This window comes from Flavobacterium pectinovorum, from assembly GCF_006438875.1.
Classification (GTDB): Bacteria; Bacteroidota; Bacteroidia; order Flavobacteriales; family Flavobacteriaceae; genus Flavobacterium; species Flavobacterium pectinovorum_A.
Genome location: NZ_RCZH01000013.1, coordinates 114,630 through 139,132, shown reverse-complemented (window position 1 = coordinate 139,132; position 24,503 = coordinate 114,630). Strand labels below are relative to the sequence as shown.

The 24,503-nt window shown below is 32.9% G+C and carries 21 protein-coding genes; 1 reads left to right on the top strand and 20 read right to left on the bottom strand.

The genetic code is table 11. The annotated features are described in order from the left end of the window. Positions 1–203: 203 nt before the first annotated feature. The 16 genes from EAH81_RS18965 to EAH81_RS18890 form a co-directional block, all read right to left on the bottom strand. Positions 204–692: a hypothetical protein gene (locus tag EAH81_RS18965; protein ID WP_140510080.1), complete on the bottom strand. Its 489-nt coding sequence runs from the start codon at positions 690–692 to the stop codon at positions 204–206. Then, the gene (locus EAH81_RS18960; RefSeq protein WP_140510078.1) at positions 674–1,174 is read right to left on the bottom strand and encodes a hypothetical protein; all 501 of its coding nucleotides are present in this window, start codon (positions 1,172–1,174) and stop codon (positions 674–676) included. The genes EAH81_RS18965 and EAH81_RS18960 overlap by 19 nt, the downstream gene beginning before the upstream one ends. An 8-nt stretch (positions 1,175–1,182) precedes the next feature. Further along, entirely contained in the window at positions 1,183–1,494 is a 312-nt protein-coding gene (locus EAH81_RS28140; protein WP_410501111.1) for a DUF805 domain-containing protein, read from the bottom strand. A 35-nt stretch (positions 1,495–1,529) separates the two neighbouring features. After that, the gene (locus tag EAH81_RS18950; protein WP_140510074.1) at positions 1,530–2,216 is read right to left on the bottom strand and encodes a hypothetical protein; all 687 of its coding nucleotides are present in this window, start codon (positions 2,214–2,216) and stop codon (positions 1,530–1,532) included. 12 nt (positions 2,217–2,228) lie between these two features. Beyond that, positions 2,229–3,953, bottom strand: a complete 1,725-nt coding sequence (locus tag EAH81_RS18945) for a sodium:solute symporter (protein WP_140510072.1) — start codon at positions 3,951–3,953, stop codon at positions 2,229–2,231. Between the two features lie 125 nt (positions 3,954–4,078). After that, positions 4,079–6,610: a PIG-L family deacetylase gene (locus tag EAH81_RS18940; protein ID WP_140510070.1), complete on the bottom strand. Its 2,532-nt coding sequence runs from the start codon at positions 6,608–6,610 to the stop codon at positions 4,079–4,081. A 206-nt stretch (positions 6,611–6,816) separates the two neighbouring features. Beyond that, on the bottom strand, positions 6,817–8,454 hold the full coding sequence (locus EAH81_RS18935) for a hypothetical protein (RefSeq protein ID WP_140510068.1): 1,638 nt from the start codon (positions 8,452–8,454) through the stop codon (positions 6,817–6,819). 218 nt (positions 8,455–8,672) lie between these two features. After that, positions 8,673–9,200, bottom strand: coding sequence for a hypothetical protein (locus tag EAH81_RS18930; protein WP_140510066.1), 528 nt, complete (start codon positions 9,198–9,200; stop codon positions 8,673–8,675). Positions 9,201–9,390: 190 nt separating this feature from the next. Continuing rightward, positions 9,391–11,202: a hypothetical protein gene (locus EAH81_RS18925; RefSeq protein WP_140510064.1), complete on the bottom strand. Its 1,812-nt coding sequence runs from the start codon at positions 11,200–11,202 to the stop codon at positions 9,391–9,393. 85 nt (positions 11,203–11,287) lie between these two features. After that, a complete protein-coding gene (locus tag EAH81_RS18920) occupies positions 11,288–12,388 on the bottom strand; it encodes an AI-2E family transporter (RefSeq protein WP_140510062.1) in 1,101 nt (366 codons plus the stop codon). A 110-nt stretch (positions 12,389–12,498) separates the two neighbouring features. Then, positions 12,499–13,029: a mechanosensitive ion channel family protein gene (locus tag EAH81_RS18915; protein WP_140510060.1), complete on the bottom strand. Its 531-nt coding sequence runs from the start codon at positions 13,027–13,029 to the stop codon at positions 12,499–12,501. 10 nt (positions 13,030–13,039) lie between these two features. Continuing rightward, positions 13,040–13,624 carry a Maf-like protein gene (locus tag EAH81_RS18910; protein ID WP_140510058.1) on the bottom strand — a complete coding sequence of 195 codons (585 nt, stop codon included), beginning with the start codon at positions 13,622–13,624 and terminating at the stop codon, positions 13,040–13,042. After that, on the bottom strand, positions 13,617–14,543 hold the full coding sequence (locus EAH81_RS18905; RefSeq protein WP_140510056.1) for a geranylgeranylglycerol-phosphate geranylgeranyltransferase: 927 nt from the start codon (positions 14,541–14,543) through the stop codon (positions 13,617–13,619). The genes EAH81_RS18910 and EAH81_RS18905 overlap by 8 nt, the downstream gene beginning before the upstream one ends. 135 nt (positions 14,544–14,678) lie before the next feature. Next, the gene (locus tag EAH81_RS18900) at positions 14,679–15,206 is read right to left on the bottom strand and encodes a KdsC family phosphatase (RefSeq protein WP_140510054.1); all 528 of its coding nucleotides are present in this window, start codon (positions 15,204–15,206) and stop codon (positions 14,679–14,681) included. Next, a complete protein-coding gene (locus EAH81_RS18895) occupies positions 15,190–15,951 on the bottom strand; it encodes a Rossmann-like and DUF2520 domain-containing protein (RefSeq protein ID WP_140510052.1) in 762 nt (253 codons plus the stop codon). The genes EAH81_RS18900 and EAH81_RS18895 overlap by 17 nt, the downstream gene beginning before the upstream one ends. 179 nt (positions 15,952–16,130) lie before the next feature. Beyond that, on the bottom strand, positions 16,131–17,819 hold the full coding sequence (locus EAH81_RS18890) for a glycoside hydrolase family 28 protein (RefSeq protein WP_140510050.1): 1,689 nt from the start codon (positions 17,817–17,819) through the stop codon (positions 16,131–16,133). 312 nt (positions 17,820–18,131) lie between these two features. Between EAH81_RS18890 and ccsA the strand changes: the two genes are divergently transcribed. Beyond that, entirely contained in the window at positions 18,132–21,338 is a 3,207-nt protein-coding gene (gene ccsA / locus EAH81_RS18885) for a cytochrome c biogenesis protein CcsA (RefSeq protein WP_140510048.1), read from the top strand. 502 nt (positions 21,339–21,840) lie between these two features. Here ccsA and EAH81_RS18880 read toward each other — a convergent pair. The 4 genes from EAH81_RS18880 to EAH81_RS18865 all read right to left on the bottom strand — a co-directional run bounded on the left by EAH81_RS18880 (position 21,841) and on the right by EAH81_RS18865 (position 24,402). Beyond that, entirely contained in the window at positions 21,841–22,569 is a 729-nt protein-coding gene (locus EAH81_RS18880; RefSeq protein ID WP_140510046.1) for a DUF3667 domain-containing protein, read from the bottom strand. A 40-nt stretch (positions 22,570–22,609) separates the two neighbouring features. Then, positions 22,610–22,993 carry a DoxX family protein gene (locus EAH81_RS18875; RefSeq protein WP_140510044.1) on the bottom strand — a complete coding sequence of 128 codons (384 nt, stop codon included), beginning with the start codon at positions 22,991–22,993 and terminating at the stop codon, positions 22,610–22,612. Positions 22,994–23,083: 90 nt separating this feature from the next. Then, the gene (locus EAH81_RS18870) at positions 23,084–23,872 is read right to left on the bottom strand and encodes an anti-sigma factor domain-containing protein (protein WP_140510042.1); all 789 of its coding nucleotides are present in this window, start codon (positions 23,870–23,872) and stop codon (positions 23,084–23,086) included. Further along, positions 23,872–24,402: an RNA polymerase sigma factor gene (locus tag EAH81_RS18865; RefSeq protein ID WP_140510040.1), complete on the bottom strand. Its 531-nt coding sequence runs from the start codon at positions 24,400–24,402 to the stop codon at positions 23,872–23,874. The genes EAH81_RS18870 and EAH81_RS18865 overlap by 1 nt, the downstream gene beginning before the upstream one ends. Between the last annotated feature and the right edge of the window lie 101 nt (positions 24,403–24,503).

Below are 24,503 nucleotides of genomic sequence, written 5' to 3'. Positions count from 1 at the left end.
AAAACAGTATTTGCTTTCAAATCTCTTCATGTTCTTGTAGTAATTACTTGCACAGAAACAAATGTAACAAGATAATAAGACAAGTATAAAATATAATTAGGAAGCTTCTTATTATTTAAACTTAAATTTACATTACCTTAAAATATAACAGAATTTCCTTCGCAATACCGTAAACAGTACTAAAGATATTTTTTCATTTATAACTAGTTGGATTTATTCTGATTGATCAAAGACATCGTTTGTTTGTTTACGATTTCGGCAGCTTTATTTAGAAACAACGGATTTGTACACTCGCCGTAACTAATATAAACAATATGATCATCGTCCTCGAGATTTTGATTTCTCTTTTTTGCTTCCAGAGAACTTTCCATTCCCATAATTAGAATAACAGGGTTTCCTTCGCGATATAGTTGCGTCGCAATTCCTATCAATCGATCTTCGCCAATTAGCTGCGCTTCTTTCTCCTGAAACCCTAAAAGCATCATACAATACATTAGAGAACAAAGTTTAGTATCTTTCCATTGTGGATATTTTTCTAAAATTTCTGCTCCATGATTTAAGTTCTCAAAACACTTCGTATAAAGTTGTGTAGAAATTGAATTGTCTACCGTTTCTTCATCCTCAATAGAACTTTGGCTTTGAGCCTGAAGACAAAAGCAAAGAAATGCAATTACTAAGGATTTTTGAAGCATAATCGTTTTATTTTAAAATACATCAGATGCCATTTTCGTAGATAGATGCTCTTGTTTAAGTTGAATTTTTCACCTTCTTTATAACCTATTGGAAATGTTGGGCTTTTAATGCCAAATGGTCCTGACTTACTATCATTATAATAAAACTCTTCTTCATTATTGCTATATCTTCCCGCACATAAAAGATCAAAAGTTGTAATTTTTCTGCTTGATTTTAGAACACATATATCTATCCAAACCGGAATTTTATTTTTTCGACAAAGCAAATCAATTACTTCTATTTCGGTTAAGTTTAATTTTATGATTCCATCATCTTCAGGGTAAACGTCAAATTTATTAAAATCTTCCTCGTCGTTTCCGGGAGTGAAAATTACATTGTATTTGAAATCATTCGTGAGTTTATCCGTAATATAACGTTCTGCAAACTTAACTGCTTCTATACTGGAATTTTTTAGACGGAATGAAAATTCTTGTTTTGTCATATTATAGTTTATTCAGCTATTATCGGCTTTTTTGCCAGCAATAAGAATATTACAAAGACTATATTCAATAGAGGAACAAAATTGAAAACAACAAAAGTACCATTTGCATTCAAAGCTCGTAATCTTCTTGTAGTGACAGCTTGCATAGGAACAAAAGTCAATAAGAGAATCAGGCAACTATAAAATATATTAAGAATTTTTTCATTGTTTAAATTAACATTTTTATATAAATTAAGAGCGAGATAACACATCAAAATATTAAACAAAAAATAAATTCCATATTCGATTCTTCCGGATTTCCCCGAAAAAGACGAATACATAAATATTACATTTTTTAAGTCTGCCATAAAATATTTTAAAAGCCGTAAGCTTCAATTCTGGTTTTATATTTCTTTTTTTCAACAACCCAAATGATCTCATATCCGCCAGCACCATCACTATTTGAAGATTGGATGTATAAAATATCATTTATTTTATCATAATTTATTTTAGAGTTGTATAAACTGGGTTCGTATAGATTTCTTAAAGCCTCGTTTGGTAATTGGACTTTTATATTATTTATTTGAACTTCTATACTTTTATATTGTCTTTTAGGGATTTCTCCATCTGTTCCTAAAAAATCTAAATCATCAATTTTTTTAAGCAGACCTGAATTTCCTTTTTGAAATTGTAATTTATGTTTTTCTTTAACAAAAGCACTTTCGGTTATTTTAACTTTTACATTTGCACTATCAAATAAAACTTCTTTGACTTGATTTAATTTTAAAGGGATATTTGTAAAATCGCTTATGAATTTAATTTTGCTTTTATAAATATATCCGTTTAATTCTTTTCCATTTTTTTTATAATCAATATTTGCCCAATTTCCTTTTGGTTCAAAATAATAAACTATAAATCCATTGTCGAGTTTGTCAGAAATATTGTTGGCTATTTCTCCTGAATTTCGAACATTCACATAACCATCAGAATCATTAATAATTGCAAATTGCGAATAGCAAAAGCTCAGATTTAGTAAAAGTAGAATACACAAGACGTTTTTCATAAAAACTTTAATTTACTCCAAAACAACTTCTTCAGAATCCTGTTCATTTCTAAAAAACGCAACCTGCATAAGCAACGCAAGTATAATAGTTAACATCGCTCCAATAAAATTCAGCCATAAATAACCCAGTTTTTCCTCTTTGTAAATCATAAAATAGTAGATAATAAAAATGGTTGTCTGGCTAATAATAGCGCTATAAAACATCGCTTTTGCTTTTACTCTACGTAAATAAAATCCCACTAAGAAGATTCCTAAAACGGTTCCGTAGAAAATAGATCCAATGATATTTACCAACTGAATTAAATTTTCAAACAAAGTTCCAACGCAGGCAAAAAGTATCGCTACAATTCCCCAGAATAAGGTGAAAAATTTCGTAGCATTTAGATAATGTTTCTCTGATTTTACGGTTTTTAAGTTTCGTTTATAAATATCTATTGCAGTTGTAGAAGCCAAAGCATTTAAGCCTGAAGCTGTCGATGACATTGCTGCAGAAAGAATCACGGCTAATAATAAACCAATCAATCCTTTTGGTAAATAATGTAAGATGAAGTGAAAAAAGACATAATCTTTATCGTTTGTTTCACTGGTTGGATCGGCTTTTAGAATAATTTCTTTGGCGCGATCTCTTAAGTCTTTTTCTTTGTTTGATAATGTAACCAGTTCTTTTCGTAGAATAGGATTGTCAAAATCCTGATTCAGCTGATCGATGTACAATAAATTGATTACTTTTTTATCTTCTGAAAGGGCAGTTAATTTCTTTTCTAAAACATGATATTCTTCTTTAAATGCTGATTTTTCAATGACAATTTTATTATTCGGATTAAAATTTAACGGAACTGGATTGAATTGGAAAAATACAAAAACCATAACTCCGGTTAATAGAATAAAAAACTGCATTGGCACTTTTAAAAGTCCGTTCATAATCAAACCCATTTGGCTTTCGCGAACTGATTTTCCGGATAAATAACGACCAACCTGAGATTGATCTGTCCCAAAATAGGCGAGGGCAAGGAAAAAACCTCCCGTAATTCCGCTCCAGAAAGTATATTTTTCTTCGGGATTAAAAGAGAAATCTACAATATTCATTTTATCATTTGCACCGGCAATATGCAAGGCACTTGTAAAAGTCATATCGTTTGGCAGATAATGCAATATCAGAAAAAATGTAATAAACATTCCAGACATGATTACAAACATTTGTTGTTTTTGCGTAACGTTTACTGCTTTTGTTCCTCCTGAAAAGGTGTAAATAATTACAAGAAGACCAATTATAATGTTCATTAAAGTTAAATTCCAACCCAAAAGTGCGGATAAAATAATAGCAGGAGCATAAATAGTCAATCCGGTTCCTAAACCTCTCTGAACTAGAAACAGAATCGCTGCCAATGAACGTGTTTTTAGATCGAATCGCTTTTCGAGAAATTCGTAAGCGGTAAATACTTTATTTTTATGATATAATGGGATAAATGTCACGCAGATCACAATCATGGCTATTGGCAATCCAAAATAGAATTGCACAAAACCCATTCCGTCATGATACGCTTGTCCCGGTGTTGATAGAAAAGTAATAGCACTGGCTTGTGTTGCCATAACCGAAAGCCCAACGGTATACCAAGGTGTTTCGTTGTTTCCTAAGATAAAGTCTTCGACATTTTTACTTCCTTTGGTTTTCCAGGAGCCGTACCCAACAATGAATAAAAGTGTAACAATTAGTACGATCCAATCAAATAGTTGCATAGGTTATGAGTATAATTGCATGATTAAGAAAAAAATCAAAATGTAAATTGCATTCGCTACCAAAACATAGGTGTAGCTTTTTTTCCATTTCTTTACTTTTTTAGCTTCCATTTTCGTGAATGTTTTTATTTCTTTAATTCTGGTTTTGGAGCTTCTATTGGCTGTTTTAAGGAAATCATATTAGACAATAGTCGATATGCGCCTGCAACTCCTTCGGGTAATTCTCTAAAAAAGCTTAAACCTGTGTAAATATAGTATCCTTTTCCGTATGGCGCTACCAATAATGCTCCGTTTTTAGGAGATTCACCTTTGTCATGCGAAGATAGGATAGGAGTGAAGGCAGGATCGTATTGATCCGGATAATATAAACCTTGTTCTTGTGTCCAGCCTTCAAAATCTTTCGTACTAATTTTATTGGGCGTGTTCAAAATAGGATGTGTTGGTGCCAGAAAAGTAACTTTAGCGTTTTCTTCGGTGACACGATCGTTGGAGATTCTTAATGGATATGGTGCAATTTGATCTGTTACGGTTTTACCATACGTATTGTATTGTACAATCATATTTTTACCGCTTTTTACAAAATTAAAAAGGATATTTTGTTTGTTTGCCAACGCGTTAACGGTATTATAAGCACGGATTCCGGTAATGACAACATTAAAAGAATCGAGTTTTTCTGGCGTGATTTCCTCCGGTTTTATAATCGAAACTTTATATCCCATTTGCGTCAGGCTTTCCGGAACTTCGTCGCCCGCACCCATGATGTAAGCAATAGCATCTCCATTTGTTTTTAAATCAATTCTTATGCATTTTGATTCTGCCGGTTTCAAAACCATTTGTTTGGTAATATGCGGATAATCAATAATAATTTCGTCTTTATCAAAACGTTTGTTGTCTACAATAGCAATGCTTTTTGCTACAACTTCTTCGGGATTTACGGGCGATGTAACTTCAAAATAAAAGATTTGCTCGTTTCCTTTTTTCTCCAGCGTAAACGGGATTTCTTTTGGAGAAACATTCCAACTTTTAGGCAATTCCAGTTGTAAATTTCCTTTAATGCCGTCTTTTCCTGCGCGAACTTTTACAGGAACCATTTTACTTTTTGTACTTCCAAAAATTAAAACTTTTTCGAGAACAGAAGTTGTAACTTCCGGAACTATATCCAGGAAATTATACATTTCGCCTTTTACACCATCGTTGTATTTGTAAACTACAGTACGCTCAAACGGAATTTCAACCCCACTAATTTTAATATTAAAAATAACTTTTACTTGTCTGATAATATCCGGAATTCCAATATTTTCCTGATTAGAAACCGTATACATTCCTACACTTGCTTTTTCTTTTAACCAATACGGTTGTGTATATTCAATATCATTTGGAAGTTGAATCTGCAGGTTTATTTTCTGATCGTTATTATTCTTTAATAGAACATTTTGAGCTGTATTTTTATTATCCGGTAATGAAGTTACGCTGGTCAATTGCATTTCGGCAGAAGATCTGTTAATCGCTTCAAGGCTCAGTTTTATTGTACTTCCCGGAGTAGCTTCCTGCTCAGACGCAACAGCTTCAAGATATAAACCTGAACAAGATGCGATTATATTTTTTATAGCAGCAGATTTTAAAGGTTTATAATGATCCTCGTCTAAAGCTTCAATCATAGTATAAGCTTTTACCAAATCCGGAATACTTGCTGATGGATTGCTAAAATCATATTTTGCGATAATTTTCGTAATTAAATCTCCAATAGGTTTTCCGTTTTTAACGCGGTTCCATGAAGTGTCAATTCCATCAAATAAATTATCACGTTCTACAGGACTATCCCCTTTAATTAATTCAAGATATTCGGTTTCTGCGCCACGAGCTCCGGTGCTTCCAAATCCTTGTGACTGATGACGGCTTCGGCTTAAGGCAGCAATTTCCTGATTTGATTTTCCGATTCCGGTATAATAAACTCCGGTTTCTAGTTTGGTGAATTTTGATTTATCAGCGGCATCAAATCTTTCCTGACTTCCATAAAACCACCACGACGGATTGAAAAACAAGCGTTTTACCTGCCATGGTTTTACATATTTCAATTGTTCAGGATATATTTTAGAATCGTTTGTAAGGTTAAAACTTTCAACGCTCAATATTGCCGACGATGTATGGTGTCCGTGCGTTGTGCCTGGTGAGCGATGATCAAATCGATTTATAATTACGTCCGGCTGAAATTTTCTAATGGTCCAGACAACATCTGCAAGGACTTTATCTTTATCCCAAATTACTAAGGTTTCGTCCGGATTTTTTGAGTAACCAAAATCATTGGCACGCGAAAAAAACTGTTCTCCTCCATCAATTTTTCTGGCTTCAATTAATTCCTGAGTTCTTATAACGCCTAATAATTCACGCAACTGTGGACCAATTAAATTTTGACCTCCATCACCACGGGTTAGGGATAAATAACCAGTTCTTGCATTCATTTCGTTTGCCATATAAGAGATCAAACGGGTGTTTTCATCATCCGGATGAGCTGCTAAATACAGAACAGAACCTAAGAAGTTCAGTTTTTTGATTTGATTGTAAATTTCGACAGAACTTGGTTTTTGTGGTTGTTGTGCAAAAGAAATTGAAATTCCTGTTAGAAAAATAAGAAGAATTTGTACCTGAATTTTTCGCATAGCGTAGTTAAGTGTTTTTTGATAGAGGCTCAAAAATACTAATTATATCTTTGAACACTATTTAAATGAAATGTTAATGTTTGGTTATTGATTTTCTTTTTTAAGAAAAAGGATAAATAAAAAAGCTGCCAGATAGAATCTGACAGCTTTCAAGAGTTTTGATTTAATGATTTAAATCAAGTGGTATTTCTTAGGATTACAGAAAATTATTTCAATTTGTTCTCTGTGTCTTTATAGTTTCCTGTAATTGTTACATTGCTGTTTTTGGTTACTTTTCCATAAATAGTAATAGACGAATCGTTACCAATAAAATTGATTTTCGCGCCACTATTTAATCTCAAATCTCCCCAAATTACTACCGTACCTTCAATTTGCAATACGGCATTACTATTTATGATTAATTCTGTTGGATTTTGTTGTTGGTATTTCCCCTGAGCCATAGTTCCTCTCATGTTGAAAGTTCCGCCGCTATTTAAGGTTAAACCGTTTTGAATCGTAATTGAACCACAATGTGTCAATATCGCGCCAGAGTTTATCATAGCCGAACTAATTGCTGTAGAACCATTATAAGATTTAACTTCATTTGAATTTAAAATCAGGTTTTGTCCCTGATTGTAAGTTCCGTATTCTGTACAGCTTGCAAAAGTGGTGGTATTTGGTTTCTCCATTTTAATGATTTTCAAACCACCTTTTCCACTGGCAACATAAATAAAGTCACCGCTTGATTTTACATAGTTTGATGAACCTTCGATACCAACTGTTCCTAATAAATTAAGTTGAGAACCTGTTTTGTAAACATTTAAACCTGCAGCTCCATTGGCTACAAATGCATATCCGTCATTTACAGAAACGGCATTGGTAACATTATCTTCACCCGCAGCAGCCAATGGAATATTTTGAAGTTTAGAACCACTATTAATGTCATAAACTCCTAAACCATTATATCCTTCTGATACTAATAATTTTGTACCATCAAAATCCATTGTTCTTTTTGCTCCGCTAACATCTGTAGATGTTGTAAAGTTTTTTTGTAAAGAAAGTGTAGCTTCGTTATAAATATTTACGCCTTTTGTTCCGCTTAAAGTAACAATTTTATCCCCGCTGATAGCAACTGAACGTAAATCGTCTACAGTTATTTTTGCTGAAATTGCTTTAGATGAACTATTAATTTTGAATAGACTTCCTGCATCACCTGTTACGGCAAAATAAGAGCTTGAATTTGCAGCAACATCTGTAGTTACTTTTCCTTCAAGATTGGTGATCGTATATTTATCGGTAAGTAAACCTGAACTTAATTGCATGTTAATCACAATTGAAGGATTTGTTAACTCCGGTTTTTTGTCAATATCTGTTGCAGCTCCAATAATCAAACTTCCGTTTGAGTACGTAAGTGATGTAATATCAGTATTTGCAATCAATGCTGATGTAATTAATTTTGGCTTATATGGATCCGAAACGTCAATAACATCTATTGCACCTGAGTAAGCTTCACCTTGCATTGTATAAGCAACATAAGCGAAATTACCATTTACGGCCACATGATTTGCTTGCAAAGTTCTTCCGTTACTATCTTTTGGCGGATTTACTTCGGCAATTTGCACTAATGGTAAAGTATTAGCCGCAGATTGAATATTTGATAATCTTGCTGTTGAAGATGATGAATTCGAAATAGAAAGTACTCCTGAATTGGTAAAATCAAGTCTTTTGCTTAAAGATGTAACATCATTGTTAATTTGAATGTTGTTGTCTTTTGCCTGACTATCTGTATTTGATTCGTCATTATTGGTGCAAAATGTAAAAAGTGACATTGCAACTAACGAAAATAAATAAACTCTCTTTTTCATAATTCTATCTTTTGTCTAATTTTGTGCAAAGATAAGACATATTTATATTATAATAGGGTAATAGTTGTGAATAGTTTAACTAATTGTTAATTTATTGCTGTATATTTAATGAATTACTAATAAGTTAACATATAATCAAAGTATTATGCGTGCATAAAAAAAGAGTATCAAATTATTGATACTCTTTTATGCTGAAAGCTAGCTATTTAGCAATTCTATTATCTTCTTCCGTGGCCACGGTGATCATCATGATCATGGTCATCATCGTGTCTGTCGTCTCTATCGTGTTTATCATAACGTTTTTTGTCATAATGTTTGTAATCTCTACGATTATCATGACGATCGTTATAACCATATGCTACTGGTCTTGGTTGGTAACATCTTTGTGGTGTTCCATGATATCCTTTATAATATCTTGCTCTGTGACGATCAAAATAAGCGTAAGGAGTTCTACCGTGGTAATCGTTCAAAACTACTTTATAACCTCCGTACAAATCATAGTTTCTATATTGTCTTGGCAAATAAGTTGTTCTAACCCATCTTCCATCTCCAAAATAAATAAACTGAGAAGCTCTTACATCATAATACGCTTCGATATCCGGTAAATAGTAATATTCCATTTCTGCATATCCTGCAGGTCCCCATGATGGAGGAGTTCCTATATTTACATTTATTGATACTTGGGCTTGTGTGGCACTTGCAACCAAAAGGAATAATCCGGCGATTGCTAATCTTATTGTTTTCATTTTTGTTAGTTTTAATATTCTTCTGTATAGTGATATTCATATACTGTGCCAAAAATGAAAATGAAATGTATTTCGTCGGATAAATGTTGCGCTTTAACGAGTGTTGTTGTGTTACTGTATTTGTAATTTATTGATTTTTAATTAGTTTTAAAAACTATAGAATTTATAAAATAATTAAAGTTTTTTCTAATTATTTATATTCGACAATTCTTGGTTTTGCCAGCTCAAAACTTTGCAAACCAAAATCAGTAGTTTCAAACGTATTGGTTTTAAATACATTATCTCCCTGATAAGGAATTGTCGGATAATATGACAAGGAAAGCTGAAACGAACTAAATACCAAGTAATCATTACTGATCAATAAACCTAAAGTCACTTTTGAGTATCCTTTGTTTCGTCCCATAGCATTGTTTGGACTTCCCAATACAGCAATAGAATAGTTGAAAAATGGATTCATACGAAATCCCCAAAGCGCATGGGGCGAATAGGTCTGCGTTTGCAAGGACAAAACCATTTTGTTAGTTCCATAAACAGGACTATTAAAACCTGCTAAACCATTTTGTTCATTGATATTAAGCTGGTCCGAAATTACATTTTCACGATTTGCGCCTATAACTATTTCAGGATTAACAAATTGTCTTAATCTCCATTTTCCTATAGTAAAGAGTTTTGTAAAATAATTTGACTCAAATAAAAAGGCCGTTTGATACGTTTTTGAATCATGAAAGAAAGTTCCCGCTTCAAAATTGGTACTTAAAAATCCCCATTTATAATAATTTCCAAATGAAAACTGAGCACCTACATAAGGCCTCCACATCGTATTCTTATATTGATAACCAAGCGTAATTCCGTAAATCCTTCCTATTGGAACGTCTTCAGTCTGACCATTTCTAAAAATATAGCTGTCTTTTATAAATTTACGGGTATTGATTCCAATTCCGCTTAGAATTAGTTTTTCATCCGAATAATAATGAGTAGGATCGTAGACCTCAGAAGGAGCTTCACTATAATTCACATTCATAAATCGCGCAGAAACAATCAGGTTTGTAATTCCGTTTGTTTCGTCCTGAAAAACCTTTGACGCTTTTCCTGCCCAAAAATCCTGGAAATTATATTTAAACGGTTGATAAGCATAAGTCAAATCGGGAGCTTGCAAAGTATCCTGTCTGAAATTTTGCCCCACATAAATACCGCCGCCCCATTTTGTTAAAGGAGAATAAAAATCTCTTTCTATATTGACACTTTTGGTATAATTATTATCAAGATCTATTTTATAATTTAATATGGTCTTGATGTACGTATTTTTGATATTTGGGACTGTATAAGTTGCTTCATTGGCATTTCGACCATCATCAAATCTATTTGTAAATCGATATTCCAGTTGTTGACCGCTGCCAAAAAAGTCTTTTTCTTTAAAACCAACCGAAACCTGATTACTCGATATAGAAAATTTAGGAATCGTACTCCAGGAATCTAAAACCCGAATCGTAACATCTACAGAATCTGATGCTGTACTGACAAGCTGATTCGAAATTCGAACCGCTGTAACGTATTTTTGAGCACGAATTAAACGTTCAGATTCCTGTACTTTATAACTATTATAAGTCGTATTTCTTTTAAATAGCAGAAGATTATAAATAGCTATTTTTTTTGTTTTTAAGTGCAATCGGTTTCCCGTTCTTTCTCCCCAGTTTTTAGGTACCTGAGTCGTATCTGTAATAGAATGACCAAAAGGATCTAAGGTTATGATCGTTATTTTTCGGATAATCTTTCCGTTATAATTTGTCGTATCAGTAACCAGTAATTCCTCTTTTTTTCGAGGTTTATTTGCTTTGAAAAAAAGTTTATGAAGGGTTTGGGTAAATTTATTTTTTTTAGAATAATTTCTAATTCTCTTGTAAATTTCGGTACTGTCTTTTTTCTCCTCTTTAACCTGAGCATACGTGCTTTGTAAGCAAAAGCATAATATAATGAAGACAACTATTTTTCGGTTTATAAACATTTAGGAGTTTTTTGACAGGCTTACAAATGATTCTAAGATCAAGGTAAGAAAATTATATGCTTAAATTTAATAAATGATTCTATTTTTAATTTTCGGCTTTAACTTTCCTTATTCTCCAAGTAAATCTTTTGGGCATATGATTGCCCATCACATAACCCCAGGCTTCTAAGGATTCTATTCTGTCAAAAATAATTTTTGAAATGGCTAAAAGCGGAATTGCTAAAAACATCCCTGAAATTCCCGCAGAAGCGCCACCAATTATAATTCCGATGATCGATACAAAAGCATTAATTTCGACTTTAGAATTGATAATTAATGGTACAATCAGATTATTATCAATTAATTGTACAATGATATTTACAATAAGAATTCCAAGAATAATAGAGGTTTCTGCAGAACCTGTTAAAGAAGCCAAAACAGTAATAATACCAGCAATCAATATCCCGATATAAGGAATAACATTTAGAATTCCTGTTATTAATCCTAACAGAATAAAGTATTTTACACCAATAATCCAAAGCCCTAAACTCGTTAATACGGAGACAACTATCATTTCAATAATTAAACTGACGATGTAATTGTTTATAGATACTTTTATTTGAGATAAAATGTCTTTAAGAATGCCGTGGTTTTCCTTATCAATTAATTTTGCAAGAAACAGTATAAAGTGATCTTTATATAATAAAAACAAAAAAGTATAAATTGGTATAATGGTACAATCCAAAAGCAAGTCGCTAATCGAAACAATTGCAGAACCTATTGTAGCTTTTCCGTTTTGGACAGAATCTTTCGTCACATTATCCAGATATTTTTTTTGCTCACCAATGCTTACATGAAAATTATCTTTAATAAATTTATGAATATCAGTGATAAAAGTATTTGCATTTTTCTTTATGGTATCAAAATCATTCGCCATATCCGTTACTTCATAAGATATAAAAACCAATATCCCAACAATACAAGCAGCAAATATCAGAACACAGCTTATTGCAGCGAGATGTCTTGGAAACTTGAATTTTGTTTTCAGAAATGTAAATACCGGAAGCAATAAAACAGCAAATAGAAAAGCCATTAATACTGGTGTAATAATATCTTTTGCAATGCAAAAGATATAGGCAAAAGAAATCAAACTTATGAGTATGCAGGAAATTTTTGCATAGAAAGGCAACTTAATTGGCTGAATCATTTTTTAAAGAGTTTTTGGTAAACTAAAATTGTCTAAACAAATATTATACTTTATTTCAGTAATAACGTTTTAGCTTTTTTCTTTTAGCTTATAAAATTCCCATTCAGAAATTAGTCAAAAAACTCCTTGTCTTCGTAATGTGCCGGCATAATTGAAATGCCTTTCTGTAATAATAAATTGTTTGGAAAAATAATTTTTTCGCCTTCCTTAGTTTTTAAGTTCACATGAAAAGCGCTAATGTCTTCAATTTCTGCTTCAATAGGGAAGTCTTTGTCATGAATTTTTATAGTATCTCCAATTCTAAATGGAAACGAAAAAAACAAAATCATTCCCGAAGTAATATTGCTCAGAATAGACCATTGTGCAAACATTGCAACGCCAATAACGGTTGCAATCGATGAAACAGTTATAAAAATATCCTTCGTTTCAACGCCCCAAATCACGATCAGACTAATCGTAACCAATATATTCATTAAGACATGAATGTACTTTATTACCAAATTAGTTCGATGTTCTAATAATTGACTTGAGCTGGCATAGCGGCGGATTAATTTAGCAATGATAACTCTTAATGCGACTAAAGCAAATAGAATAATTACGGTGCTAAGTATTTCCTGGCTATATTCTTTGAAAGAAAACATAAATAAATTTTTACACTAAAGTACTCAAATATTCGTAAACTTTAGCTGTTGGCAATCCCATAACATTGGTATAAGAACCTTCAACTTTTGCAACTGCCATGAAACCAAACCATTCCTGAATTCCGTAAGCACCGGCTTTATCATAAGGTTTGTAGTTTTCTATATAATATAAAATAGCTTCATCTGATAAATCATTAAAAGTAACTTTTGTAATATCATGCAAAAGGGTAGAAGCAGTGCTTGTTTTAAAACAAACCGATGTAATTACATCGTGTGTTGCATTCGACATTGATTTAATCATCTCAAAAGCTTCTTCAGCATTTTTTGGTTTTCCTAACGCTTTATTTTGGTGCCAGACAATCGTGTCGCTAGTCACTAAAATTTCGTTTTCTTTTAGTTCTCCTTCAAATGCATTTGCTTTCAATTCGGCCAGATAATCGGTGATTTCTACACCTTTTAATTCAGGAGGATATATTTCTTCGATGTCTTTTAATCTAATTTTAAAATCAAGATTTAAGTCTTTAAAAAACTGTTGTCTTCTTGGAGATCCGGAAGCTAGAATTATCGTGTATTTTTTTAGTTTTTCTTTAAGCATTGTAACGAATATTTAAGGTGATAACCAGAATTGATAAAATTCCGAAAAACAAAATTAGTTTTAAAACGGTACTCAAATGATGAAATTCTTTTGGCGTTTTTGCTCCAAATATCTTAACGATAAAGTACAATAACGGAGCTAGAACAAAAGCAAAAGCATATAGTGTAACGAAAATAAGATTGTTCTGTAGAAAATAAGTATTGATGTAAAGCAAACATAAAATAAACGGAATAATAGCAAATCCTAAAGCTATTTTTGCGGCTCTGCTAATTCCAATTGCAATTGGTAATGTGTTCATCCCTTGGTTATAATCGCCGTTTACATCTTCGATATCTTTAACTATTTCCCGAATAAAATTTATCATAAAAGCAAACAAAGCATAATCAGTCAGAATCGAAAATAAGCTAGCCATTTGTGCCTGATTTTCAGAATTGGTTGCCGGAAAAATATCAAAAACACCAATAATAATAACGCTTAATGCTAAAGTTAAAGCCACCACAAAATTACCCAATATCATAATTTGCTTTAAAGTTGTAGAATAAAAATAAAGCATGGAAGCAATCAGAATAAAAATAGTTGCAAAACCGGGCCTTAAAATCACATTTGATAAATAAAAACCAATAGCAACACCCGTAATATTCAGCCCAATATAGATATTATACCCAACGGTTTCAGAAATCCCTTTACCAATTACAACATCTTGCGGTTTGTTGATTGTATCACTTGCAACATCATAAATATTGTTGATTACATAACCCGCGGCAGCCAATAAAACAGTGCTTAGAACCAATAATCCATATTGAAGATCTGATAGTGCCAACGGAATATTTTGCTGTTTTAAAAAGGCGTAACGAAACAAAACCTGCATAAAAGCAAGCATCAGTAAGTTTTTATAACGAATAAGTTTGAGAAAGTTCATTTTTTTTGAGGCTTTTTTTAGTTTTCAGTCACAGTCGCAGTATTCAGTATTCAGTATTCAGTATTCAGTATTCCGTTTTCAGTCGCGATATGCAGTCTCGTTTTACGACTGAAAACTGCGACTGAAAACTGAAAACTAATCGTGTTTCCCACTAAAATGTTCCATCCATTTCCCTTGCACTTTCATTACTTGCTCGATTACATCACGTGCAGCACCTTTTCCACCTTTTACATGCGAAATATAACGGCAAATATTCTTGATTTCAGGACTTGAATCTTGTGGGCAAGTTGGTAAACCTACTAATTTCATTACATGAAAATCAGGAATATCGTCTCCCATATATAATACTTGCTCAGGATTTATATTGTAAGTATCGGTATATTCTTTAAAGGTCGCAACTTTGTCCGGAGTTCCCAAATGAATGTCTTTTATTCCCAGATTGCGCAGTCTTATGCGAACGCCTTCATTGCTTCCACCAGAAATAATGCAAACATTATAGCCACTTTCTACAGCTGCTTTCATTGCATAACCATCACGAATATTCATCGTGCGAAGAATTTCTCCTTCATTGGTTACAAAAACCGAACTGTCTGTTAGTACGCCATCAACATCAAAAACAAATGTTGTAATATCATTCATTATTTCTTTATAACTTTTTGCCATTATCTTGTATAGATTGCGTTAGTAGTTTGTATATATTCTTTTGATTTTCATTTGTTAAATACTCCAAATGCGCTTCAATTGTAGTTGAATCATTGCGTTTTGCAGGTCCGGTTTGGGCATCAATTGGATCGAGAGTTTTTATTTTTTCAGCCGTTTCCTGAATCAAAGGTCTTAAAACTTCAAATGGAACCTGATGTTCCGTGCAAATTTCCTGTCCAATTTGGTATAAATGATTCGTAAAATTATTCACAAAAACAGCCGAAACGTGCAAAGCTTTTCTTTGATCTGAATTAATTGGAAAAACAGCATTTGAAATACTTTTAGCCACAGTTTCTAAAACACGAAAATCAAAGGTGTTTTCAGCCTCCAAACACATTGGAACCGTTGAAAAATCGATCGCTTTACTTTTAGAAAATGTTTGCAGGGGATAAAAAACTCCCTTTCTGTTTTTTGGATCTAAAGTTTCAATTGAAGCTGCTCCCGAAGTATGCACCACAATTCGGTTTTGAAAAGGTAATTGCTTGGAAACTTCCGAAATAGCTTTGTCAGAAACCGCGATAATGTATAAATCGGCTTCGATTATTTCCTCAAAATCGCTTACAATTTTTTCGAAATTAATTACGGAAGCCAGCGCTTCTTTTTTTCTCGAGAAAACCTGAACAATTTCAATAGCATCACTTTTAGTGAAAGCTTTTATCAAATGCTGTGCAACATTTCCGGAACCAATTATCGTTATTCGAGTCATAGCGCAAAATTAGCATTATTTTTTTTAATGTAGATTGCTTTTGATTCGTTTGTCTTTGGCTTAAAATCTGTTTTTGACAGGAAATTTATTTTAAATTTAATAGAAATTCAAAACCCATTGCAGTTAATTAATTCCGATTAATTGCAAACAACGGGTTTAGAGTATTGATTCTTATTTCTTTAGAATTTCACAGCATCTTTTGGCACAACTTGATTAATCACAGTAATTTTCGGAAAATCTAATTTTGGAGACGAAATAAATTCAATATTTCTAGAATACTCTCCATTAATAGAAATCGCTTTATCTGAAGTCGAATTAAATTGGATGTTTTTAAACGACATATTTTTTCCGTTATAAATATCAAATACCATTGGTTTTTCGATGTCTAGTTTGATATTGCTAATTTTAATTCCGTCAGCGTCAATAATAGAAAAGCCATTTTCTGCTTTTGCAATCAAATTGGAAATTTCAATGTTTTGAAGATTCATTTCAGGCAAACCTTGTAGAAAAACAGCCTGATACGCGCCTCTTATCGTAATATTTTTTATCGAAATATTCTTGAATTGTGGTGTTTCTTCATTTACAGGAACCATTTTGGTATTAATTTTATTTCCGCCTTCTGCCAGGGTTTCTGCAATAGATTTTCCTCCATAATAAAGATCAAAAGAAATTGCCTGCGACGGAATATCAGTCATAAAAATATCCGAGATATAGATGTTTTCCACAATTCCTCCGCGTCCGCGTGTGCTTTTAAAGCGTAAACCAACATCAGTTCCCATAAAAGTGCAATTGGAAACATGAAGGTTTTTTACACCTCCAGACATTTCACTGCCAACGGTTACGCCGCCATGTCCGTGATAAACAATATTATTTCTCACGATAATATTTTCACACGGAACAGCACGATCGCGACCGTCTTTATCTTTTCCTGATTTAATACAAATCGCATCGTCACCAACATCAAAACTGGAATTTTCTATAATCACATTTTTGCAGGATTCTACGTCAAGACCATCGCCGTTTTGAGAATACCAAGGATTTCTGACGGTTATATTTCGAACAATTAAATCCTCAACCATCAAAGGATGAATATTCCACGCAGGTGAATTCTGGAATACTGGTCCGTCAAATAGTACCCTTTTACTATTTTGAATACTCACCAATACCGGACGCAGAAAATCATGAATGGCTTCAAAATCTTCTTTGGTTTTCAGATCTAAACGAATATTTTGATCTGCGCCTTTAGAACCTTTTAAATATTGTTCAGATGGATACCAAGAATCTTTTTTTTCATTAAGAATGCCACCGGAAGCCACAAAATTTTTCCATTGTTCGTCTGTTAGTTTGCTTTTTTTAACTTGTCTCCAGGCTTCGCCCGAACCGTCCCAAACACCTTTTCCTGTAAAAGCAATGTTCTCCAGATTTTTGCCATAAATAGGAGAGATGCAGCGCCAGGTATTCAAGCCTTCAAAACTAGTTTCTATAATAGGATATAAGGTTTTATCTGTCGAGAATTTTATTAAAGAACCCGTTTCAGCATGCAATTCGATATTACTTTTTAAGATAATTGGACCCGTAAGCCAGATTCCCGGTGGAATAATTACTTTTCCGCCGCCTTTTTTTGTAAGTGCATCTATGGCATCGGCGAAAGCCTTTGTATTTAAAACATAACCACCATTTACAGCACCAAAATCTTTAATATTTACGGTGTTTTTCGGGATAATTGGTTCTTTTACTTTGTTCATCTTAAACTCAATGCCCTGATAATTAGCTGCAGAATTTTGAGCAATCAAAACATCTGAACAGTTTAATAATAAAGCTGTCAGAATAAGATATAATAGGTTTGCCGACTTAGTTTTTAGATTCATTATTTAGGTTCTATAATATTGTTAATTATGTCTTTTACTTAAATTCTAGCTTTGATTTCTATTAACATTTCAATAACAAAGCTGTAAAAACGATAAATTGATATTGTAATCGATTACACAAACATATAAAAATATATTGAAAAACAAAAAGATCAACCAATTGAATTTTATTTGTAAATATATTCCTGTCATTACTGGAACTTCTAGCAAAAAACCATTCCGTTTTTAGTTTTTATTAACAAATTACAAATATTGGAACTCAACATTTTTAAGTACTTTTGTGGCACTTTTATACAATGTAATTCCCTAAAAATGGATAAAAAAATATTCTCTTTTTTGTTTTCTACACGTTTAATGTCTGTTCTTTTTTTAACATTTGCAATCGCAATGGGTGTTGGAACTTTTATCGAAAGTAAGTACAATACTGATACAGCCAGAATTTTAATTTACAATACTTGGTGGTTTGAAGCGATAATGGTCTTTTTTATGATCAATTTCTTCGGAAACATCAAACGTTATCAGCTACATAAAAAAGAAAAATGGGCAACGTTAATACTTCATATTGCTTTTATTTTTATTCTTTTAGGAGCATTTATTACACGTTATATCAGCTACGAAGGCATGATGCCAATTCGTGAGGGTGCTGCCGAAAATCAAATTTTTTCAGATAAAACATTCTTAACTGTTTTTGCAGACGGAGAATACAAAGGCGAAATGAAACGTAGAGTTTTTGAGAAAAACCTATTGTTTTCGCCAGTTACCAATAACGATTTTACGCTTTCAGGCAAATTTGATGAAACTCCTTTTGAAGTGACTTACGTTAACTATATCATGGGAGCAAAAGAAACAATAAAACCAGCTGCAAACGGAACTTTATACTTAAAATTAGTGGAAGCCGGCGCTGGCGGGCGTGAAGAACATTTCCTGAAAGAGGGTGAAGTTCAAAATATCCATAATGTTTTATTTGCCTTAAATAAAGAAACAGCCGGAGCGATAAATATCAATACAACAGGTGATAAATATACCATTCAAACTCCTTTTGAAGGGGAATTTATGCGAATGGCAGATAAATTAAAAGGAGTTGTAACCAAAGATAATGTGCAGCCGCTTATGATGCGTTCGTTATACAGTATTGGCGATATTAGAATTGTATTTCCAGATCCTGCCGTAAAAGGAATTGTTGATTATGAATCGAATAACGATTATAAAGCCAAATCTCATCACGATGCCTTAATTGTAAAAGTTAAAGCTGACGGACAGGAAAAAGAGGTAAGACTTTTAGGTTCTAAAGGAAGCGTAGGCGAGCCTCAAACCGTAAAAATTGGTAATATAGAATATAGTTTATTCTACGGAAGTAAGGCTTATATTTTACCATTTAAAGTAAAATTGAACGATTTTATCGCAACAAAATATCCCGGAACAGAAAAAAGTTATTCTTCTTTTGAAAGCAAAGTAACCGTTCAGGATTCTACAGAAACATTTGATGCCCGTATTTACATGAACCACGTATTAGACTATAAAGGATACAGATTTTTTCAATCTTCATTTGATCCGGACGAAAAAGGAACTGTATTGTCTGTGAACCATGATTTCTGGGGAACATCAATCACTTATTTAGGTTATTTCATGTTGTTTTTTGGATTAATGGCAATTATGTTCACAAAACATTCTCGCTTTGCAGATTTGAAACGCAAGTTAGAAGTTGTAAAAAAGAAAAAAGAAAAATTAATTACCATTTTGGTGTTAATGATCGGTTTGAGCGGTTTTGCTCAGGCGCCACACGTTCATACGCCGGGTCACGATCATACAGCAGATCCTAACGATCACGCTAATCACGTAACTGCCGCGCCAAGCCAGAAACAATTAGACTCTTTATTGACTATTTATAAAGCCCCGGAAGCGCACGCTGCCAAATTTGGACGTTTGATTATTCAGGATGCCGGAGGTAGAATGAAGCCTATTAATACGTTCTCATCTGAATTGCTTCGTAAAGTAAGTCAAAGCGATACATACAACGGAATGAATTCTGATCAGGTATTTTTGTCTATGACGCAATATGCTCAGGTTTGGATACAGGTTCCGCTTATTTATCTTAATACAAAAGATGATAGTATTCGTAAAATTATTGGTATTGAAAAGGGGATGAAATTAGCACCTTTTGTAAAGTTCTTTGATGAAAACGGAAATTACAAACTTGCACCTTATTTAGATGCTGCTTACAAAGCAGGAAATCCAAATAGTTTTGAGAAAGATTTTATTGAAGCAGATAAAAAAGTAAACTTAATGGAATCGGCATTGAGCGGAAGTATTTTGAGAATTTTCCCAATTCCAAACGATCCAAACAACAAATGGATTTCTTATTTAGAGTTAGATCACGCGGGATTAAAAGGAATGGATTCTACTTATGTAAAGCAAATTCTGCCTTTATATTTCAGCGCATTAAACAATGGTTCTATTTCTAAAGATTTTAAAACCGCAGATCAATTAGTAGAAAGTATCAACGGTTTCCAAAAGAAATTTGGAAGTAAAGTACGTCCAAGTGAGCAAAAAATTGACCTTGAAATTGCTTATAATACCTATAATATTTTACCAAAAATGTTTTACTGGTATTCTCTTTCAGGAATCTTTATGTTGATTTTTACACTTTTCAGTATCTTTTTCGATAAAAAATGGCTACGGATCACGGTAAATGGTTTCCATATATTGATAGGTTTAATATTCGCACTTCATACAGTAACATTAATCGCACGTTGGTACATTTCAGGTCACGCACCTTGGAGTAACGCTTATGAAGCAATTGTATATGTGGCTTGGTCAACGATGTTCTTTGGATTGGCTTTTGATAGAAAATCAAAACTTACAGTGGCATCTGCGGCATTTGTGACGGCGATGATTTTCATGGCAGCAAACGCCAACTGGATTGATCCCGAAATTGCAAACTTGCAGCCAGTTCTTAACTCATATTGGTTAATGATTCACGTTGCCGTTATTGTGGCAAGTTACGGGCCTACCGCACTTGGAATGATTTTAGGTTTTGTGTCCCTGATATTGATTTTCTTTACCAATGAGAAAAACAAAGCCAAAATGGAACTAAACATTAAAGAGATTACTTATATCAACGAAATGTCAATTACGATTGGTTTGATCATGTTAACTATTGGTAACTTCCTTGGAGGACAATGGGCAAACGAAAGCTGGGGACGTTACTGGGGATGGGATCCAAAGGAAACTTGGGCTTTAATCTCTATTATGATTTATGCGTTTGTAATTCACGCTCGTTTTGTTCCTTCATTAAGAGGAAAATGGTTCTTCAACTTGATGACTATGTATGCTTTTGTATCGATTTTGTTTACGTATTACGGAGTAAACTTCCACTTAGTTGGACTGCATTCTTACGCAAGCGGAGAAGCACATTCATTAAGCTGGGTTTATTATTCATTAGGAACAATTTCGTTAATTGGAATAGTAACATATCCAAAATACCGCAAATATTATAAAACTAAAAAGGTTAAAAAATAGATAGTTACAAGTAATTATTAATTCACAAAAAAGGTTCAACGTCATGTTGAACCTTTTTTATTTATATAAATTTCGATAACAATAAATATCAGGAGCTATTTCCTGCTGTTCACTATATCTTTTATGGCTCGCGAAACCCAATGTCATTAAGTTAAGGGAGAAAACCATAAAATTACTTAACAGTTTAATCAGAAAGTAATTAGAAAAATCCGTTTTTATCAGCGTTTTCGCTTTAGCGAATCAGTAACATCAGCGTCTAATTTTGACGCGGATAAAATAGATATACTTTGTAAAAACGCGGATAAAAACGGATTTGATCTGTAATAATTTTATTTTTTAAAGGCTTAACTTAACGACTTGCCCGATCCCGAAACTTCGGGACGGGACGCCATAAAAGGATGCCCGTTTTCATCAGGGTTAGGACACTCGTTTCTAAAAGAAGTTGTAGAATAAAAAAAAACCTGAAACCTGAAACAAAGAAAACTTAAAATCCTTTAAAATATTACAGTAATAATTTTATTCCAAAAACCAGAATGAAAACCAGACTCAAACAAATTAAAAACAAGACGTGACTTAACAGCGTTAAAAAGAACACCTTGGTTTTTGAGATTTTATTAAAGAACTGCATATTGGTCCAAAATATCAATATCATGCCAATTGCATAAGTTAGATTTGAATACATCTGAAGATGCGATGCACTATTTGAATAAAATAAAATAGGAAACATCACGATTTGTGCAAAGATTCTTTGCGAAGCCTTAAAAGTATTCAGCACAAAATATTCAATAAAATTATAACCTTGTTTTCTAAAAGCAATATAAGTTCCAATGGTATAAAGAGGTATGGTCGCTATTGTTGTCCACGAAAAATGTGTCGCCATCCATTCATTAAATTTATCGTAATCAAAATCTGTTTTGTCAGAATCTGCAAATATATTAATGTGAAAATAGTGGTATAACAAACCATATAATGTTGCCAGAACCACAACTAAAGACAGAGGTTTAAAATGTTTAACACGTTTTCCTTCAATAAATTCTCTTATCGAATGTCCGGGTCTGGTAAATAACTGTTTTATAGAATACGGAATTCCGGCATCAAAGTGCAATAATCCGTGTTGAATATCATGCCACAAAAAGTGGGTATTTATTTTGTGAGTATCAGCCGTTTGTCCACAATTGTTGCAGAATTGTCCATGAAAAACATGTTTACAGTTTTTGCAAATTATTTCCATTTTTGTGGTATTTCAATATTAATTATTACAATGAGAAAATCTAAACAGTATCTTTTTTAATTCCATTAGGATACATAATCGCCAACAAAACAATAATAAGCAAAAAGTTATATTCAACACCATTTCGTCCGCCGCCAACAACAAACCAACCTTCCTTAAAGTGAACTAAAATAATACCCATAATCAGAACGAAAATCGTTACAAATCCAGCCAACTTAATATATTTATTCCAGATTAAAAGCACAGCGGCAATGACATGCGATAATTTAATACTCCAGGCAAGAAAAACGCCAAAAGGAGCAAAGCCAATTTGGTTGAGATATAAATTTCCAAAATCATTAATTCCATTATCAAAAATCCCGAAAAGAGAATGAGTCAAAAGAATAATTGCCACTGCAATTCTCAAAAGTAAAGTTCCGTTCATAGTTTGTTTTGGTGTTAGTTGAACTAAAAATAACAAAAAAACGCATATTAAAATATAATATGCGTTTTAAGTTTTATGAACAGCTTAGTTTTAAACTTTCCCTAAAGTATATAATTGTGTCATTGTAGGTGTTAAACTTCCACCGGCAGGCTCTAATGTAATTCCAAATGCCTCAGCAGATTGTGTTTGATCTACAGCAAATATTTTTTGCGAATTTCCTTCAAAGTCAGCCAGTAAACCAATGCTTGTTGGCGTCAATACAGGACTTAATTTTAAAGCCCAAACCTGATAAACCATTCCTTTTGGAGGTTTTGGTAAACCCGCAGCATCGATATATGTCGTTTTGGTATCTTTATTCCAATACACTTTTGCAAATGAATTTGGAGAAACCGCTTGTCCGCCCAGCGTTACACCCGTATTTTTGATGTCCCTCACAATGGTTAAACTCTTCTCAGTTTGCTTATTTTGTTGATCTAAGAAAGCATAATCTTTTTCGATTTTACTTTTTTCAGTTCCAACAGTAGCGATTGCGTCTTTTGTTTTTGTCAGTTCCAATGTTTGGTAACCCAGACCTAAAAGTAATAGTACGGCAGCTGCCCAGCCCACATATTGTGCCCAGCTCGAAGCTGGTTTCATGTCGACAACTTTGCCATGCTTCAAATCTAAACGAGCTTTTATCTTCTCGAAATTTGCTACTGAGTGAAAAGGTGAGAAGCTCGATGATAAAGCTACAATAGCTTTTTCGATCGCAATAATTTCCTGATCCATTTCTGGATGCTTTTTCGCCATTTCGGCTATTTCTAAATTTTCAGCTTCGGTCAACAGACCAAAAACATATAGTTCTAGAGTTCCTGATTCAATATATTCTTGTGCTTCCATTAGATTTTTAAATAATTTCTTAAATCGTTAATACAGTTTCTGTTTTGCGTTTTGATAGTTCCCAAAGGCATTGCCAATTCTTCTGAAGCTTCTTGTTGGGTATATCCTTTAAAAAATAACAAATCGATAATTTCGATACATTTTGGTTTTAATTTTTTTACAAATTCTTGTATACCAATGGTATCAATTTTATTAACGAGTTTGTTACTGTCGTCTAACAGATTTACGAAATTATCTGATGAAAGGTTTTTTTGGCTGTTATTATAATTTTTAGATCTCAGCTTGTCGATCGAAGTATTCCTAGCAATATTAAGGATCCAGGTATAAAACCGGCCCTTACTTTCATTATAAGAATCGATGTTTTTCCAGATTTTAACAAAAACATCCTGTAAAACATCTTCAGCTTCTTCTCGATTTTTTATAAGAACATTGATCACCGAAAACAAGCTTTTAGAGTACATATCGTACAAATGCGTAAAAGCTCTTTCGTCTTTCTTGTAAATTAAAACTAACAATTCTTCTTGACTCATAGATTTGGATTTTAAAGTTTAAACAAAAAATATTAAACATTATTTCATTACTTGAGATAAAGATAAATTATTTTTTCGGTAAAATTAGATTTTTTTTAATA

What these genes read in the sequence shown, in the direction of transcription:
- EAH81_RS28140 (WP_410501111.1), bottom strand. Translation starts at nt 1,494, where the DNA reads ATGTATTCGTCTTTTTCGGGGAAATCCGGAAGAATCGAATATGGAATT.
- EAH81_RS18945 (WP_140510072.1), bottom strand. Translation starts at nt 3,953, where the DNA reads ATGCAACTATTTGATTGGATCGTACTAATTGTTACACTTTTATTCATT.
- EAH81_RS18905 (WP_140510056.1), bottom strand. Translation starts at nt 14,543, where the DNA reads ATGAACTTTCTCAAACTTATTCGTTATAAAAACTTACTGATGCTTGCT.
- EAH81_RS18880 (WP_140510046.1), bottom strand. Translation starts at nt 22,569, where the DNA reads ATGGAAATAATTTGCAAAAACTGTAAACATGTTTTTCATGGACAATTC.
- EAH81_RS18865 (WP_140510040.1), bottom strand. Translation starts at nt 24,402, where the DNA reads ATGAGTCAAGAAGAATTGTTAGTTTTAATTTACAAGAAAGACGAAAGA.
- EAH81_RS18965 (WP_140510080.1), bottom strand. Translation starts at nt 692, where the DNA reads ATGCTTCAAAAATCCTTAGTAATTGCATTTCTTTGCTTTTGTCTTCAG.
- ccsA (WP_140510048.1), top strand. Translation starts at nt 18,132, where the DNA reads ATGGATAAAAAAATATTCTCTTTTTTGTTTTCTACACGTTTAATGTCT.
- EAH81_RS18875 (WP_140510044.1), bottom strand. Translation starts at nt 22,993, where the DNA reads ATGAACGGAACTTTACTTTTGAGAATTGCAGTGGCAATTATTCTTTTG.
- EAH81_RS18910 (WP_140510058.1), bottom strand. Translation starts at nt 13,624, where the DNA reads ATGCTTAAAGAAAAACTAAAAAAATACACGATAATTCTAGCTTCCGGA.
- EAH81_RS18920 (WP_140510062.1), bottom strand. Translation starts at nt 12,388, where the DNA reads ATGATTCAGCCAATTAAGTTGCCTTTCTATGCAAAAATTTCCTGCATA.
- EAH81_RS18900 (WP_140510054.1), bottom strand. Translation starts at nt 15,206, where the DNA reads ATGGCAAAAAGTTATAAAGAAATAATGAATGATATTACAACATTTGTT.
- EAH81_RS18890 (WP_140510050.1), bottom strand. Translation starts at nt 17,819, where the DNA reads ATGAATCTAAAAACTAAGTCGGCAAACCTATTATATCTTATTCTGACA.
- EAH81_RS18870 (WP_140510042.1), bottom strand. Translation starts at nt 23,872, where the DNA reads ATGGAAGCACAAGAATATATTGAATCAGGAACTCTAGAACTATATGTT.
- EAH81_RS18915 (WP_140510060.1), bottom strand. Translation starts at nt 13,029, where the DNA reads ATGTTTTCTTTCAAAGAATATAGCCAGGAAATACTTAGCACCGTAATT.
- EAH81_RS18940 (WP_140510070.1), bottom strand. Translation starts at nt 6,610, where the DNA reads ATGCGAAAAATTCAGGTACAAATTCTTCTTATTTTTCTAACAGGAATT.
- EAH81_RS18895 (WP_140510052.1), bottom strand. Translation starts at nt 15,951, where the DNA reads ATGACTCGAATAACGATAATTGGTTCCGGAAATGTTGCACAGCATTTG.
- EAH81_RS18930 (WP_140510066.1), bottom strand. Translation starts at nt 9,200, where the DNA reads ATGAAAACAATAAGATTAGCAATCGCCGGATTATTCCTTTTGGTTGCA.
- EAH81_RS18960 (WP_140510078.1), bottom strand. Translation starts at nt 1,174, where the DNA reads ATGACAAAACAAGAATTTTCATTCCGTCTAAAAAATTCCAGTATAGAA.
- EAH81_RS18950 (WP_140510074.1), bottom strand. Translation starts at nt 2,216, where the DNA reads ATGAAAAACGTCTTGTGTATTCTACTTTTACTAAATCTGAGCTTTTGC.
- EAH81_RS18925 (WP_140510064.1), bottom strand. Translation starts at nt 11,202, where the DNA reads ATGTTTATAAACCGAAAAATAGTTGTCTTCATTATATTATGCTTTTGC.
- EAH81_RS18935 (WP_140510068.1), bottom strand. Translation starts at nt 8,454, where the DNA reads ATGAAAAAGAGAGTTTATTTATTTTCGTTAGTTGCAATGTCACTTTTT.